Here is a 15523-nt window from a genome sequence, read left to right as displayed (position 1 = left end):
ATCACCCGGGCCGCCGCGATCGCGATGGCGCTGGCCATCGGCGTGAACCTGGGCGGTGAGATCGCCCGGCTCTTCATGAAGCTCCCGGTCGGGGGGGGGCGTCCCGCGCGCGCCCCCGGGGTCCCCCCCCCGGCCCCCCACGGGCCCCCGCGCGGGGGGGGCCGGCGCCCCGGGGCCCTCCCCCCTTCCGGGCCGCCCCGGGCGGACGGAAACGGGTGACACGCCCGGCGCAACAACCGGAGGGGCCGGGATCCGATCGACTCGGTTCCCGGCCCCTCCGTCACGACCGCGTGCTCACTCCGCCGCTTCGCCCGTGCGGTGGCGCTTGACCCACAGGGCCGCGCCGCCGGCCGCCACGACCAGCCCGCCGCCGACGGCCAGCAGTCCGGCGTCACCGCCGACCGCGTTGCCGAGCACCGGGCCGAGCTGCGCCGAGACGGGCTCCGGGGACACCACACCCGGATCGGGCTCCGCCACCGAGTCGGCGTGCGCGGTGCCGGCCGCGCCCAGCAGCATCCCGGCAGCGCCGAGCACACCCGCGGTGCCCAGTGCACCCGCCGTGCCCACCCGCCGTCCGAGCCTTCCCAGCCGAACCACCCGGATCCGCCGAAGCCGCCGGACCGGCCGCAAACTCCGCATCGAGAACTCCCCAACCCGTTCGCGTACTGGCCTTGACGCTATCCGATCCGCACAGATTTCTCACAGGTATTCAGGTTTGGCCTGTCAAGAGTTGTACGACCGTTGCGCAGCCGGACCACCGCCCTTCACCCAGGACCGGGGTGGCGGCCGGGACGGGCCCATGGCCGGAGCCGGGACGTGACGGCGGGTCAGGAGTTGTACGTCGACTGGGCCCGCTCCAGGCCCTCGGAGAGCAGCGCCTCCACCGCGTCCGCCGAGCGGTCCACGAACCACTCCAGGTCCTTGCGCTCGGTGGCGGAGAAGTCCTTCAGCACGAAGTCCGCGACCTCCATCCGGCCCGGCGGACGGCCGATCCCGCACCGCACCCGGTGGTACTCCGGGCCGAGCGACTTGGTGATGGACTTCAGCCCGTTGTGCCCGTTGTCGCCGCCGCCCAGCTTCAGCCGCAGGGCCGCGTAGTCGATGTCCAGCTCGTCGTGGACGGCCACCAGCGCGGAGACCGGCGCCTTGTAGAAGTCGCGCAGCGCGGTGACCGGCCCGCCGGAGAGGTTCATGAACGACATCGGCTTGGCCAGCACCACCCGCCGGCCCGCCAGCCGCCCCTCGGCGATCTGGGCCCGGCTCTTGTGGGCCTTGAACTTGGCGCCCATCCGCTGGGCCAGCAGGTCCACCACCATGAACCCGATGTTGTGCCGGTTGCGGGCGTACTGCTCCCCGGGGTTGCCCAGCCCCACCACCAGCCAGGGGCCTTCGTACGATTCGTCGTTCATCCCACCGCTCCTCGTGATCATGTTCACCGCCGTCATCCCGATCATCCCGGACACGCCGCTGCCCCGGCCGCTCCAGCGGGAGCGACCGGGGCAGCGGTCTCAGACTGTGCGTGAGGCTCAGGCCTCGGCGCCGGCCTCGGCCTCGGCGGCCTCGTCCTCGGCCGGGGCGGCCTGGGCGGCGATGACCTGCAGCACGACGGCGTCGGCCTCGACGGCCAGCGAGACGCCGTTCGGCAGGGTGATGTCCTTGGCGTGGATCGAGGCACCGGCCTCCAGACCCTCGACCGAGACGGTGACGGCCTCGGGCAGGTGGGTGGCCTCGGCCTCGATCGGCAGGGCCTGCAGGACGTGCTCCAGCAGGTTGCCGCCCGGGGCCAGCTCGCCCTCGGTGTGGACCGGGATCTCGACGGTGACCTTCTCGCCGCGCTTGACCAGCAGCAGGTCGACGTGCTCGATGGTGCGCTTGATGGCCTCGCGCTGGACGGCCTTGGGCAGCACGTACTCGTCCTTGCCCTCGATCGGGACGACCAGCAGGGTGTTCGGGGTCTTCAGGGCCATCATCAGGTCGTGGCCGGGCAGGTTCAGGTGAACCGGCGCGTGGCCGTGGCCGTAGACGACACCGGGGACGAAGCCGGCACGGCGGGCGCGACGGGCGGCACCCTTGCCGAACTCGGTACGGGTCTCGGCGGCAAGGCGGATCTCGGACACGACTGCACTCCTCGTGAAAGCTGGCGCGGGGGTGCAGGCAACGCGAAAAACCGCCGGGACCACACCCTCATCACATTCGGGGGTCACTCGGCGGCGCACGACCTCTGCCGGGAACCCGGGGCTTCCGGAGCCGGCAGCGCGTCGATCACGGAGCGGGCACCCGCGGAGCGGGCACACGGCATCCCTCGCCGAGCAGTTTCACGAGTCTAACCGGAGCGGTGCCCTCTCGCGAAATCGGCGGCGGCCCCGGTCCTTCCGGAACCGGGGCCGCACGCACGGGGCTTGGTCAGTGCACGCCCTCGAAGAGGCTGGTGACCGAGCCCTCCTCGAACACCTCGCGGATCGCGGCGGCGATGGACGGGGCGATCGACAGCGTGGTGATCTTGTCCAGCTGGAGCGAGGCCGGGGTCGGCAGGGTGTTGGTGAACACGAACTCGCTGACCCGGGAGTTCTTCAGCCGGTCCGCGGCCGGGCCGGAGAGCACACCGTGGGTGGCGGCCACCAGGACGTCCGCGGCACCGGCATCGAACAGCGCGTCGGCGGCGGCGCAGATCGTGCCGGCGGTGTCGATCATGTCGTCGACCAGGACGCAGACCCGGTCCCTGACGTCACCGACGACCTCGGCCGACAGGATGGTGTTGGCCTGGGTCATGTCGCGGCGCTTGTGGATGATCGCCAGCGGCGCGTCCAGCCGGTCGCACCACTGGTCGGCCACCTTGACGCGGCCGGCGTCCGGGGAGACCACGGTGAGCTTGTCGCGGTCGACCCGCTCGCCCACGTAGTCCGCCAGCAGCGGCAGCGCGAACAGGTGGTCGACCGGGCCGTCGAAGAAGCCCTGGATCTGCGCGGTGTGCAGGTCCACGGCCATCAGCCGGTCGGCACCGGCCTGGCGCAGCAGGTCGGCGACCAGCCGGGCGGAGATGGGCTCGCGGCCCAGGTGCTTCTTGTCCTGACGGGCGTACCCGTAGAACGGGAGGATCGCGGTGATGCTCCGGGCGGAGGCCCGCTTCAGAGCATCGATCATGATCAGCTGCTCCATGATCCACTGGTTGATGGGAGCCGTGTGGCTCTGCATCACGAAGCAGTCGGCACCGCGGGCCGACTCCAGGAAGCGGACGTAGATCTCACCGTTGGCGAAGTCCAGGGCCTTGGTCGGAACCAGTTCGGTCCCCAGTGACTCGGCCACCTCCTTCGCCAGCTCCGGGTGGGCACGGCCGGAGAAGAGCTTCAGCTTCTTCTCGCCCGACGTCGTGATCCCGCTCACTGCCACCGTCTCCTCGCGTTGCTGACACCGATCCCGTCCGCACCGCGGGCAGGCGTCGCCAGCCGGCGTGAGGGGTCGGGGGAATTGTCGGTACGCCTGGATACGGGCGGTAGGCCCAATGGCGCACGTATGACCCCAAGGTTACGCGCCCGCGCGCGAACCGTCCGCCCCGGGACCGTCCACGGGCTCTCGCCCGCCCGCTCAGGCCTCCGTCGCGGGCCGCTCGTCGCGCTCCGTCGCGGCCGCCGCGGCCTGCGCCGACGAGCTCCCGGGGCGCTTGCGCCCCACCCAGCCGGCGATGTTCCGCTGCTGGGCCCGGCCGACGCCGAGCGCACCGGCCGGCACGTCGTTGGTGATCACCGAGCCGGCCGCGGTGTAGGCGCCGTCGCCCACCGTCACCGGCGCGATGAACATGTTGTCGGATCCGGTACGGCAGTGCGCACCGATCACCGTGCGGTGCTTGTTGACGCCGTCGTAGTTCACGGTGACCGAGGCGGCGCCGACGTTGGTGCCCTCGCCGATCGTGGCGTCGCCGATGTAGGAGAGGTGCGGCACCTTGGCGCCCTCGCCCAGCTCCGAGTTCTTCACCTCGACGTAGGTGCCGACCTTGGCCCCGCGGGCCAGCCTGGCGCCCGGCCGCAGGTAGGCGTACGGGCCGGCGGTGGCGAGCTCGCCGACCTCGGCGCGGTCCGCCGTGGTGTTGCTCACACGCGCCCCGGCGCCGATCCGGGTGTCCTTGATCGTCGAGTTCGGGCCGACCTCGCAGCCCTCGCCGAGGTGGGTGGCGCCCTGCAGCTGGGTGTTGGGCAGGACCACCGCGTCGGGCTCGTAGGAGACCTGGACGTCGAACCAGGTGGTCGCCGGGTCCACCACGGTCACCCCGGCCCGCATCGCCCGCTCCAGCAGCCGGTCGTTCAGCAGCCGGCGGGCGTGCGCCAGCTGCACCCGGTCGTTGATGCCGAGGATGTCCCGGTAGTCGGTGGCGACCACGGCGCCCACCCGGTGGCCGGCCCGGCGCAGGATCTCCAGGGTGTCGGTCAGGTACTCCTCGCCCTGCGAGTTGTCCGTGGTGACCTCGGCGAGCGCGTCCACCAGCAGCTTGGCGTCGAAGGCGAACACGCCGGAGTTGATCTCGTCGATCGTCCGCTGAGTGTCCGAGGCGTCCTTCTCCTCGACGATCGCCGCGACCGCGCCGTCCGCCTCGTCGCGCAGGATCCGCCCGTAGCCGAACGGGTCCGGCACCACCGCGGTCAGCACGGTGACGCCGTTGCCCTGCTCGGCGTGCGCCCCGGCCAGCGCGCTCAGCGTGCCGCCGGTCAGCAGCGGCGCGTCGCCGGTGGTGACGATCACGGTGCCGTCCAGCGCGACCCCGTCGGCCGCCAGTGCCTCCAGCGCGGTGCGCACCGCGTGACCGGTGCCGTTCTGCTCCTCCTGCACCACGGCGCGGGCACCCGGGTGATGCGCCGCCAGGTGTTCGGCGACCTTCTCCCGCATGTGGCCGATCACCACGACCAGCTGGCCCGGCGTCAATTCCTCGGCCGCCGCCACCGCGTGGCCGACCAGCGACCGCCCGCACACCTCGTGCAGCACCTTCGGGAGGCTGTTCGACTTCATCCTGGTCCCGCCACCGGCGGCGAGCACGACAACGGCGGCAGGCGAATTGGCACTCACGGGGGGAGGCTCCTCATTCGGTTACACGGGGAGGGCAGAGCGGCCGGTGGCGGGACCCGCACGTCGGCGCCGCAGCCGCTTCGAGGATAGTGCGCGGAGCAATTCCGCTCCCGCGGCCCCGGGAGCCGTCGCGCGACAGCCGCCGACCGGCCCGGGCCGACCGGCCCGCAGATGGCTCCCGGAGGAGGATTCGAACCCCCATAAGCTGGACCAAAACCAGCTGTCCTGCCCTTAGACGATCCGGGACCGGCGCATCCGCCCCCGCTTCCGGGGACGCGCTCCGCCAAGACTACGGGGTACGGGCCGTCACATCTACCTCCTCGGCCCGGCCCACCGGGGCCCCCGCCGCGTTCCGGATGTCATCCATCCAGTCGGGTGAATTCACTCAAGCGCCGCCCGGCGGCGTATTCCCTCGGTGGCGGAGCGCAACCTACGATTCCGTAAGTTACGCCAACGTAGGCTCCGTCCTCTCCCCCCTCAAGGGACGCCCATGACCATCCAGGCCGGCGAGGCGCACACCGATTCCGCGCGCCCCCTCGACTCCTCCGTCCCCGGACCCGACGCCCCCGACCCGTCCGCCCCCGCCACCGCCGCCCCCACGGCCGTCGCCGCCCCGGACACCGGTGACGAGCCGCGGCTGCTCTCCGCCACCCGCGGCGGGGAGCGACAGGGCGCCGCCGAGCGGATCGCGCTCGCCCTGTTCATCGCGGTGCCCTTCGCCGCCCTGGTCGCCGCCGTCCCGGTGGCCTGGGGGTGGGGACTCGGGTGGACCGACGTCGCGATCGCCACCGTCATGTACTTCCTCACCTGCCACGGCATCACCGTCGGCTACCACCGCTACTTCACCCACGGCGCCTTCAAGGCCAACCGCCCGCTGCGAATCGCCCTCGCGGTGGCCGGCTCGCTGGCGATCGAGGGCCCGCTGGTGCGCTGGGTGGCCGACCACCGCAAGCACCACCGGTTCAGCGACAAGGACGGCGACCCGCACTCGCCCTGGCGCTACGGCGAGACCGTGCCCGCGCTGCTCAAGGGCCTGTGGTGGGCCCACATGGGCTGGCTCTTCGACGAGGAGCAGACCCCGCAGCTCAAGTACGCCCCCGACCTGGTCCGCGACCCGGCCATAAGGCGGATCTCCCGGCTGTTCTGGCTCTGGACCGCCCTGTCGATGCTGCTGCCGCCGCTGGTCGGCGGGCTGGTCACGCTCTCCTGGCAGGGCGCGCTGTCCGCGTTCTTCTGGGGCTCGCTGGTCCGGGTCGCACTGCTGCACCACGTCACCTGGTCGATCAACTCGATCTGCCACGCGGTCGGCCGCCGGCCGTTCCGCTCCCGCGACCGCTCCGGCAACGTCTGGTGGCTGGCGGTGCTCTCCTGCGGCGAGTCCTGGCACAACCTGCACCACGCCGACCCCACCTCGGCCCGGCACGGCGTCCTGCGCGGCCAGATCGACTCCTCGGCCCGGCTGATCCGCTGGTTCGAGCTGGCGGGCTGGGTCCGGGACGTCCGCTGGCCGGACGCGCAGCGGATCGCCGCCCGCCGCGCCGCATGAGGGCGCACCTGCAGCATGATGTAGGGGTGAACGGGAGCAGCGCAGACAGCACAGGCGGCCACCAGAGCATGCGGACGGACGCCGCGCCCGGTCCGGCGCAGGCCCGTCCGCGTGCCGCCGCCGGGGCGGACGGCGCTGCGCCGGCGCCGCGCCGGCGGGGTGGCCGGGTGCGGATGACCGGCAAGCAGCGCCGGGAACAGCTGCTGGAGATCGGCCGCACGGTGTTCGCCGAGCGCGGCTACGACGGCACCTCGGTGGAGGAGATCGCCGAGCGCGCCGGAGTGTCCAAGCCGGTGGTGTACGAGCACTTCGGCGGCAAGGAGGGGCTGTACGCGGTGGTGGTCGACCGCGAGATGCAGCTGCTGCTGGACATGGTGACCGGGGCGCTGACCGGGGGCCACTCGCGCGAGCTGCTGGAGCAGGCGGCGTTCGCGCTGATGGACTACATCGACACCTCGACGGACGGCTTCCGGATCCTGGTCCGGGACTCCCCGGTGGCCCAGTCGACGGGCACCTTCGCCTCGCTGATCAGCGACATCGCGACCCAGGTGGAGGACATCCTGGGCCTGGAGTTCAAGGCGCGCGGCTTCGACGCGCGGCTCGCCCCGATGTACTCGCAGATGCTGGTCGGGATGGTCGCGCTGACCGGCCAGTGGTGGCTGGAGGTGCGCAAGCCGGAGAAGGCCGAGGTCGCCGCCCACCTGGTGAACCTGGCCTGGCACGGCCTGGAGGGGATGGAGCGGCACCCCAAGCTGGTCGGCGAGCGCAAGGCCTGAGCCCGCCGGACCGGCCGCGCCGGTCAGAGCTCCTTCACGCCGACGGCGAAGATCCGGCGGAACGGGAAGACGGTGCCGTGCGGCCCGGCCGGGTAGGCCTCGCGCAGCAGCGCGCCGTACTCGGCGAGGAAGGCCTCGCGCTCGGCCCCATCGCCGAGCCGGGTGAGGACGGGCCGCAGGGCGGTGCCCTTGACCCACTCCAGCACCGGGTCCGGCCCGGTGAGCAGGGTGCTGTAGGTGGTCTCCCAGACGTCGGCGGAGCAGCCCGCGCCGGCCAGCGCGTCCAGGTAGGCGCCGGGCTCGTGGACGCCGGACCGGGTGGCGTCCGCACCGAGGACGGCCCGCCAGCGGGGGCTGCGGCGCAGTTCGGCGAGCGCCGTGTGACTGGGCGAGCCGAAGTTGCCGGGCACCTGGAAGGCGATCACGCCGCCCGGTTCGAGCGCCCCCGCCCAGCGCGGCAGCAGTTCGACGTGCCCGGGAATCCACTGCAGGGTCGCGTTGGAGACGATCGCGTCGGGCGCGGCCGGGGCCGGGTCGTAGTCGGCGGCGTCGGCGAGCAGGTAGTCGGAGCCGGGCTCGCCCTCGGCGCGGGCGGCGGCGAGCATCTCGGCGGAGTTGTCGATCCCGGTGATCCGGGCGGCGGGCCAGCGCTCGCGCAGGACGGCGGTGGAGTTTCCGGGTCCGCAGCCGATGTCGAGCACGGTCGGGGCGGGTTCGTGCGGGAGGGCCGGGACCCGGGCGAGCAGGTCGCGCAGCGGGCGGGTCCGTTCGTCGGCGAAGCGCAGGTACTGCTCGGGGTCCCAGACGGGGTCGGTCATGATCGGCCTCACAAGTATCTCGACATCAAGATATCCATGCCAGCTTCGGTACTGGATTTCTCGATGTCAAGAGACTTCACATCGACACAACCCCCGATACACTGATCGTCATGGAGGACGAGGTCGATCGGCTGGTCGCAGCGTGGCGCAGGGAGCGCCCCGACCTCGACGTGGAACCGCTCGAAGTGCTCAGCCGGGTCAGCCGGCTCGCCCGCCACCTCGACCGCGCCCGCCGGACCGCCTTCGCGGAGCACGGACTGGAGCCCTGGGAGTTCGACGTGCTGACCGCGCTGCGGCGGGCCGGCCCCCCGTACCAGCTCTCCCCCGGCCAGCTGCTCACCCAGACCCTGGTCACCTCCGGCACCATGACCAACCGGATCGACCGGCTCACCGGCAAGGGCCTGGTCAAACGGCTGCCCGACCCGGACGACCGGCGCGGCGTCCTGGTCCGGCTCACCGACGACGGGCGCGACCGCGCCGACCAGGCGCTCGCCGGGCTGCTCGCGCACGAGCGCGAACTGCTCGCCCAGCTGACCTCCGCCCAGCAGGGCGAGCTCGCCGGCCTGCTGCGGCAGCTGGTCGCCCCGTTCGACAACATCCCGTAGGCGACGGGGCCCCGCGGACGGGCAGCAAACCGGCGGCGGCCTCAGAACCCGTCCGGGTACGGCGTGCTCAGCGCGGGCACCGGGGCGGGCACCGGCTCCGGTGTCCGGTAACCCGGCAGCAGCTCGGCCAGCCGCCGGCGCACCTCGTCGTCGCTGTTCACCGCCGCCGCCCCGTACAGCCCAGTCAGCCCGCCGGCCAGGTCCTCCGGCCCGGCCGCGGCGTCCGCGACGGTGGCGTAGATCCGCGTGTGCTCGGTCGCCAGCCGCTCCTCGCCCTCCGAGAACAGCGCCTCGTTGAGCTTCTCCCCGGCCCGCAGCCCGGTGTAGCGGATCTCCACCTCGTCCCTGGCCAGCTGCACCTGCTCGGCGAAGTTGTGCACCAGGTCGACGATCCGCACCGGCTCTCCCATGTCCAGCACGAACACCTCGCCGCCGCGCGCCATCCGGCCGGACTCCAGCACCAGGCCGACGGCCTCCTCGATGGTCATGAAGAAGCGCGTGACATCGGGGTGGGTGATCGTCACCGGACCGCCGCTGCGCAGCTGCTCGGCCAGCACCGAGAGCAGCGAACCGCGCGAACCCAGCACATTGCCGAACCGCACCGCGGAGAACACCCCGGTGCCCAGCTCGCGGGCGTCCCGGGCGTTCGCCTGGACGATCAGCTCGGCCAGCCGCTTGCTCGCGCCCAGCACCGAGGTCGGGTCGGCCGCCTTGTCGGTGGAGATCAGCACGAACCGCTCGACACCGGTGGCCAGCGCCGCCTCCACCAGGTGGTCGGTGCCCAGCACATTGGACTTCACCGCCTCGCTGGGATGGCGCTCCAGCAGCGGCAGGTGCTTGTGGGCGGCGGCGTGGAAGACCACCTCGGGCTTGAGGTCGCGGAAGATCTGCTGGATCCGCGGCCGGTCCCGGATGTCGGCGATCACCAGCGACTCGTCGGTCAGCAGCGCCTCGCCCCAGATCTCCAGCTGCAGCCGGTGCAGATTGGACTCGTCGTGGTCGAGCATGTAGAGCGCGCTGGGGTTGAACGCGTGCACCTGGCGGCAGAGTTCGCTGCCGATCGAGCCGCCGGCACCGGTCACCAGCACCCGTCGGCCCTCGATCACGTCCCGGACGTCGGCGGAGACCACGTGCACCTCGTGCCGGCCGATCAGCCGGTTGACGTCCAGGCTGCGCATGTCGGAGCCGACCACCTCGCGGCGCAGCGCGGCGAGGAAGGACGGCAGGTAGCGGACGGCCGCCCCGGCCGCGGCGGCGGCGGTCGCCAGCGCCCGGACCCGCTGCGGGGCGAGCCCCGGGATGGCCAGCGCGACGACCTGGGCGCGGTGCTCGACGGCCAGCGCGGTCAGCTCGGCCAGCGTGCCGAGGACGGGGACGGCGTCCACCGACTGCCCGGCCTTGGCCGGGTCGTCGTCGAGCAGGCCGATCGGGGCGAGGCCGAACTCCGGGGCCCGGCCGAGGTCGCGCACCAGCGCGGTGCCGGCCGCCCCGGCCCCGACCACCAGGGTGCGCAGCCCCGTCGGCGGCGCGGCACGGCCGCCGGAGGCCCGATCGGACCGGCCGGACGGTGCGTCCGGCCGGGCGCCCGGCGCGCTCACGGCGTCGTTCGCGCCCTCGTTCGCGCCCTGCGGGGCCGCGTGCGGGCGTGCGGAAGTGCTGTGCGGCGACATCTGTCCTCCGGAGTTCCCTGACCTGACGGACCTGAGCCGGCGCCGGAGGCGGTCCGGGGCCGGTACCTGGGTGTGACGGACGGGCGGATCAGCCGGCGCCGGGAGAGGTGGACGTGGCGACGGACGGCGGAGCGGCGGGAGCCGCGAGTTCGGACGGGCTGACGCCCGCCCGGCGGGCCACCGCGACGGCGGCCAGGGTGGAGTGCACCCCGAGCTTGCCGAGGACGTTCTGCATGTGGGTGCGGACGGTGTGCGGGGACAGGTAGAGCCGCTCGGCGACGGCCTGCCGGCCGAGGCCCGCGACCATGCAGCGCAGGATCTGCTTCTCCCGCGGGGTGAGCGTGTCGACCAGCCGCTCGCTCTCGGTGCGGTCCCGGCGGGCCGTGGTGAGCTCGCGGATCACCCCGGTGAGCAGCGCGGGCGGCAGATGGGTCTCGTCCCGCAGCACGCCCCGGATCACCGCCAGCAGCCGGGCCAGTGAACTCTCCTTCGCCACCCAGCCGGTGGCGCCGGCGTGCAGGGCCCGGGCGGCCCGCTGCGGGTCGTCGACGGTGGCCAGGACGATCGCCCGCAGGCCGGGGTGACGGCGGCGGATGCGGGCCAGCAGGGTGATGCCGTCGGGGACCTGTGCGGTGGACGGCCCCGCCGTCGGGGGCGGCTGGGCGGCGGACGGGGTCGCCGTCCCCGGATGCGGTTCCGCCGGGTACGGGCCGACGGGGCGGGCGGCGACCGGGTGGCGGACCGCCCCGCCGGGGGCGCCGGCCGGGCCCGGCGGGCCCGCGGTCGGGACCGCCGGGGGGCGGCGGGGGGACGGCACGGCCGGAGCCGGACGGCGACGCAGCGCGTCGGGCGGGTCGGCGCCCGGCTGGCGGGCCTTGCGCGCGGCGGCCCCGCCCTCGGCCACCCCGAGGTCGGCGTCCACCAGGACGACGTCGAACGCCCGCCCTTCCGTGACGGCGCGCTCCAGGGCGCGCTCCGCGGCGGCCGCGCTGCCCGCCGCACCGACCTCGACGTCGGGCTCGGCGGCGAGCGCCGCGGCCAGCGCCTCGGCGAAGATCCGGTGGTCGTCGACCACCAGGACGCGGATCCGCCCCATCGTCACTTCCCCCCTGCTCAGCTCCGGCTCGTGCCCGGGACGGCGCCCGGTCCCGCCGCCGCCGTCCGGGCGCGTCCTGCGCCGATCGCCTCCCGGATGTCCGGGAGAACCGAGGCACCGACCCCCACCGGTACCGGAATCAGCGTACGGGGTGGGCGCTGGCTCGGTGGGGGTTTGGTGAAGTTTCGTCAGGAGGTGCGAAATTGGCGTGACTTGGTGCCCCGCGATCCCTCTCCCCCACCGCTGGCGCCCCTCCACCGCCGTTCTTCCCCGGGCACGTCCGCGAAACGCCGGAGCGCCGCCCCCCGTCCGAACGGGGGGCGGCGCTCCGTGGGTGCCGGAACGGACGGGCCTACTGGCCGTTCTTCTCCAGCGTGAACTTCCAGGCGTCGGCAACGATGTCGTCCAGGTTCGGACGGCGCGGGGTCCAGCCCAGCTCCCGGTGGGCGCGCTCGGCGGAGGCCACCAGCACGGCCGGGTCGCCGGCGCGACGGCCGGAGACCACGACCGGGATCTCCCGGCCGGTGACCCGCTTGACCGACTCGATCACCTCGCGGACCGAGAAGCCGCTGCCGTTGCCCAGGTTGCAGATCAGGTGCTCGCCCGGCTTGGCGGCGTCCAGCGCCAGCAGGTGCGCGTCGGCCAGGTCCGCGACGTGGATGTAGTCGCGGATGCAGGTGCCGTCCGGGGTCGGGTAGTCGTCGCCGTACACCGCGATGTGCTCGCGCCGGCCGAGGGCGGCCTGGAACACCAGCGGGATCAGGTGCGACTCGGGGTCGTGCCGCTCGCCGTACTGGCCGTACGCGCCCGCGACGTTGAAGTAGCGCAGCGAGACGGCGGCCAGGCCGTGGGCCACGGCCTCACTGGTGATCAGGTGGTCCACGGCCAGCTTGGTGGCGCCGTAGGTGTTGGTCGGCGCGGTGCGGGCCGTCTCGGCGATCGGCACGGACTCCGGCTCGCCGTAGGTGGCGGCGGTCGACGAGAACACCAGCTTGCGCACGCCCGCCGCGCGCATCGCGCTGATCAGCTCCAGCGAGCCGGCCACGTTGTTGCGCCAGTACTTCTCCGGGTCCACGACGGACTCGCCGACCTGCGAGGAGGCGGCGAAGTGCAGCACGCCGTCGAAGGAGGCGTCCAGAACCTTGCCGGCCTCCTGGATCCGGCCCTCGACGAACTCGGCACCGGCCGGCACGCCCTCGCGGAAGCCGGTCGAGAGGTCGTCCAGGACGGTCACCTGGTGCCCCGCCTCCAGCAGGTGGGCGGCGACCACACTGCCGACATAGCCGGCGCCACCCGTGACCAGGTACTTACTCATGATGCGACCTCCAGCGGGCGATGGACCGCCGTCGGCGGACCATCGGGGACGTACGTACGACTGCGGCCTATTCTCCCTGGCCGCCGGGGGTGCTCAGAACCATCCGGAGGGCCCTTCCCGTCCGGGTCACCGTCCGCCTGTCACCGGCCTCCGGCGCCGTCCACCCACCCGTCGCCGGCCCGTCGCCCGGCCGTCAGCCGCGCGCCATCCGCTCCAGCAGCCCGGTGCGCGCCGCCACCGCCGCCGCCTCCAGCCGGGTCCGTGCGCCGAGCTTCATCAGCACCCGCTGGACGTGCGTACGGGCCGTGCTCGCCGCGATCCGCATCCCCGCCGCGATCGCCGCGGTGTCCTCGCCGTCCGCGATCCGCGCCAGCACCTGGACCTCCCGCCGGGTCAGCAGCCGCAGCAGCCGCACCGCCTCGTCGTCCGGCTCGGCCGCCGGCCTCAGCAACTGGTCGAACGCGCCCCGCAGCACCTCCACCGCGACCGCCGCCTCCCCCGCCCGGGCCCGCGCGATGGCCCGCTCGACCACCTCGATCCGCTCGTCGCTCGGCACGTAACCGGCCGCACCCGCGGCGAACGCCCCTGCCACGCCCCGCAGTTCACCGACCGGGCCGAGCACGATCACGGCCACCTCGGGCCGCTCCCGGCGGATCCGCCGCAAACCGTCGAACGCCCCCGACTCACCCGGCGCGGCCACCCCCAGCAGACACACCTCCGGCCGTCGGCCCGCCACCAGATCGGCCGCCGACGAAGCCGGCGAACCCACCGCGAGCACCCGGTGACCGCGCAGTTGGAGCGCGGTGGCCAGCGCCTCGGCCAGCAACCGGTGGTCGTCCACCACGACGAGGCGAACACCCATGAGACCCCTCCAGGTCGGCGTCCCGCCCGCAGCCCCGCCCGGCTGAGGAAGGCGGCCGATGACGCACCATCACAGCGCATTCCGTACCCGACCTGCCAGACCGTCTCACCGGACCGTCTCACCACCCGGCCGCCGCTCGACTGCCGACCGGCCTTGCGGGCACGACAAAAAGGACCCCCGCCCGAAGGCGGAGGTCCTGGCTGAGCCCCCATGCGGAATCGAACCGCAGACCTTCTCCTTACCATGGAGACGCTCTACCGACTGAGCTATAGGGGCTTGTTCCCTGTCCGTGCTCCCCGGCTTCGCTTTCCGCTCCGCCGCTCGCTCGAACAAGGAAGACATTACACGGCCGGGGGGCCGATTGGGAAATCCGTCCCGGCCGCCCGGCCGCCCAGCGCACCCGCCACCGCCAGGTCCGTTCCGCGGGTCTCCGGCAGCAGCCGCAGGCAGAGCAGCGCCACCACCCCCCACCCCGCCAGGTACCAGCCGACCGGCTCCGCCGTGCCGTACGCCTCGGTCAGTCTGGTCGCGATCAGCGGCGTCGTCGCCCCGCCCACCACCCCGCCCAGGTTGTACGTCAGCGCCGCCCCCGTGTACCGCACCCGGGTCGGGAACAGCTCCGGCAGGAACGCCGCCAGCGGCCCCAGCAGGCACCCCAGCACCACCATCGCCCCCGCCAGCGCCAGGAACATCAGCCCCCGCCGCTCCGTCTCCAGCAGCGGGAACAGCACCAGCCCCCAGGCCACCGCCAGCGCCGTCGCCCCCTGCAGCGTCCGACGCCGCCCCCACTCGTCACTGCGCCGCGCGCTCAGCCACACCGTCACCGCCTTCCCCGCCGCCCCGGCCAGCAGCATCGCCAGCACCACCGTGCTCGGCACCCCGAGCCCCGTCGTCGCGTACGCCAGCGCGTACGTGGTGGTCAGGTAGAACAGCGCGTACCCCACCGTGATCGCCCCGCACCCCACCAGCACCGTCCGCCAGTGCCCGCGCAGCACCTCCACCACCGGCGCCCGCTCGGCCCCGGTCCGCGCTTCGCCCCGGAACAGCGGCGTCTCCTCCAGCCGCAGCCGCACGAACAGCCCCACCGCCACCAGCGCCAGCGACGCCAGGAACGGCACCCGCCAGCCCCAGGACCGGAACGCCCCCTCGTCCAGCCCGAGTTGCAGCGCCAGGAACACCCCGTTGGCCAGCACGAACCCGGTCGTCGGCCCCAACTGCAGATACGCCCCGTACCGCCCCCGCCGCCCCGCCGGCGCGTTCTCCGCGACCAGCAGCGCCGCGCCGCCCCACTCCCCGCCCAGCCCCACCCCCTGGCACACCCGCAACACCACCAGCGCCACCGGCGCCCACCACCCCCACGCCGCGAACCCCGGCAGCACCCCCACCGCCGCCGTCGACAGGCCCATCAGCAGCAACGACACCACCAGCGTCGTCTTGCGCCCCAGCCGGTCTCCGAAGTGCCCGAACACCACCGCCCCCAGCGGCCGCGCCAGGAAGGCCACCGCATACACCGAGAACGCCGCCAACAGCGCTCCCACCGTGCCCAGTTCGGGAAAGAACACCTCACCGAAGACGAGCGCCGCCGCCGTCCCGTAGATGAAGAAGTCGTAGAACTCGATCGCCGTACCGATCAACGCCGCCGCAGCGGCCCGCCGCATCTGCCCCGTCGCACCCATGCCCCCAACCCTGACGACCCCACCCCACCCCCGACAGCGCCCACCCGAGTGACACCCGCGCCCCACCCCACCCCCCACGCCCCCCGGCGCCGCCCTCACACCCCCAC

At 73.6% G+C, this 15523-nt stretch carries 14 protein-coding genes, 2 tRNA genes and 1 pseudogene; 4 read left to right on the top strand and 13 right to left on the bottom strand.

What is annotated here, in order from left to right:
- A pseudogene (locus ACFVUH_RS28595) lies at positions 1-219 on the top strand (hypothetical protein); the annotation flags it as partial.
- 75 nt (positions 220-294) lie between these two features.
- On the opposite strand, the gene ACFVUH_RS28590 reads toward ACFVUH_RS28595, so the two are convergent.
- From ACFVUH_RS28590 to ACFVUH_RS28565, 6 genes are all read right to left on the bottom strand, one after another.
- Positions 295-567: a hypothetical protein gene (locus ACFVUH_RS28590; protein WP_355370210.1), complete on the bottom strand. Its 273-nt coding sequence runs from the start codon at positions 565-567 to the stop codon at positions 295-297.
- Positions 568-827: 260 nt separating this feature from the next.
- Positions 828-1409, bottom strand: a complete 582-nt coding sequence (gene pth / locus ACFVUH_RS28585; protein WP_355370213.1) for an aminoacyl-tRNA hydrolase — start codon at positions 1407-1409, stop codon at positions 828-830.
- Positions 1410-1526: 117 nt separating this feature from the next.
- The gene (locus ACFVUH_RS28580) at positions 1527-2117 is read right to left on the bottom strand and encodes a 50S ribosomal protein L25/general stress protein Ctc (protein ID WP_387916157.1); all 591 of its coding nucleotides are present in this window, start codon (positions 2115-2117) and stop codon (positions 1527-1529) included.
- Between the two features lie 286 nt (positions 2118-2403).
- Entirely contained in the window at positions 2404-3381 is a 978-nt protein-coding gene (locus tag ACFVUH_RS28575) for a ribose-phosphate diphosphokinase (RefSeq protein ID WP_387916155.1), read from the bottom strand.
- A 201-nt stretch (positions 3382-3582) separates the two neighbouring features.
- Positions 3583-5052 carry a bifunctional UDP-N-acetylglucosamine diphosphorylase/glucosamine-1-phosphate N-acetyltransferase GlmU gene (gene glmU, locus ACFVUH_RS28570; protein WP_387916154.1) on the bottom strand — a complete coding sequence of 490 codons (1470 nt, stop codon included), beginning with the start codon at positions 5050-5052 and terminating at the stop codon, positions 3583-3585.
- Between the two features lie 172 nt (positions 5053-5224).
- A tRNA-Gln gene (locus ACFVUH_RS28565) sits at positions 5225-5298 on the bottom strand.
- Positions 5299-5542: 244 nt separating this feature from the next.
- On the opposite strand from ACFVUH_RS28565, the gene ACFVUH_RS28560 reads away from it, so the two are divergent.
- Positions 5543-6598 (top strand): acyl-CoA desaturase, encoded by a 1056-nt coding sequence (locus ACFVUH_RS28560; RefSeq protein WP_355370224.1) that lies wholly within the window; start codon positions 5543-5545, stop codon positions 6596-6598.
- 173 nt (positions 6599-6771) lie between these two features.
- A complete protein-coding gene (locus tag ACFVUH_RS28555) occupies positions 6772-7374 on the top strand; it encodes a TetR/AcrR family transcriptional regulator (protein ID WP_350551889.1) in 603 nt (200 codons plus the stop codon).
- A gap of 23 nt (positions 7375-7397) precedes the next feature.
- Here ACFVUH_RS28555 and ACFVUH_RS28550 read toward each other — a convergent pair whose 3' ends face one another.
- A complete protein-coding gene (locus tag ACFVUH_RS28550) occupies positions 7398-8192 on the bottom strand; it encodes a trans-aconitate 2-methyltransferase (protein WP_387916153.1) in 795 nt (264 codons plus the stop codon).
- 110 nt (positions 8193-8302) lie between these two features.
- On the opposite strand from ACFVUH_RS28550, the gene ACFVUH_RS28545 reads away from it, so the two are divergent.
- Positions 8303-8797, top strand: a complete 495-nt coding sequence (locus ACFVUH_RS28545) for a MarR family transcriptional regulator (RefSeq protein ID WP_355370229.1) — start codon at positions 8303-8305, stop codon at positions 8795-8797.
- Positions 8798-8838: 41 nt separating this feature from the next.
- Here ACFVUH_RS28545 and ACFVUH_RS28540 read toward each other — a convergent pair whose 3' ends face one another.
- The 6 genes from ACFVUH_RS28540 to ACFVUH_RS28515 all read right to left on the bottom strand — a co-directional run bounded on the left by ACFVUH_RS28540 (position 8839) and on the right by ACFVUH_RS28515 (position 15416).
- A complete protein-coding gene (locus ACFVUH_RS28540) occupies positions 8839-10467 on the bottom strand; it encodes a polysaccharide biosynthesis protein (RefSeq protein ID WP_387916152.1) in 1629 nt (542 codons plus the stop codon).
- Positions 10468-10555: 88 nt separating this feature from the next.
- A complete protein-coding gene (locus ACFVUH_RS28535; RefSeq protein WP_387916151.1) occupies positions 10556-11563 on the bottom strand; it encodes a LuxR C-terminal-related transcriptional regulator in 1008 nt (335 codons plus the stop codon).
- A gap of 352 nt (positions 11564-11915) precedes the next feature.
- A complete protein-coding gene (gene galE, locus ACFVUH_RS28530) occupies positions 11916-12878 on the bottom strand; it encodes a UDP-glucose 4-epimerase GalE (protein ID WP_355370237.1) in 963 nt (320 codons plus the stop codon).
- Positions 12879-13071: 193 nt separating this feature from the next.
- Positions 13072-13740, bottom strand: coding sequence for a LuxR C-terminal-related transcriptional regulator (locus tag ACFVUH_RS28525; protein WP_387916149.1), 669 nt, complete (start codon positions 13738-13740; stop codon positions 13072-13074).
- Between the two features lie 203 nt (positions 13741-13943).
- Positions 13944-14016, bottom strand: a tRNA-Thr gene (locus tag ACFVUH_RS28520).
- A 65-nt stretch (positions 14017-14081) separates the two neighbouring features.
- Positions 14082-15416, bottom strand: a complete 1335-nt coding sequence (locus ACFVUH_RS28515) for an MFS transporter (protein WP_387916148.1) — start codon at positions 15414-15416, stop codon at positions 14082-14084.
- Positions 15417-15523 lie beyond the last annotated feature (107 nt).

Source organism: Kitasatospora sp. NPDC058032 (assembly GCF_042885845.1).
Classification (GTDB): Bacteria; Actinomycetota; Actinomycetes; order Streptomycetales; family Streptomycetaceae; genus Kitasatospora.
This window is presented reverse-complemented; position numbering and strand designations above follow the sequence as displayed.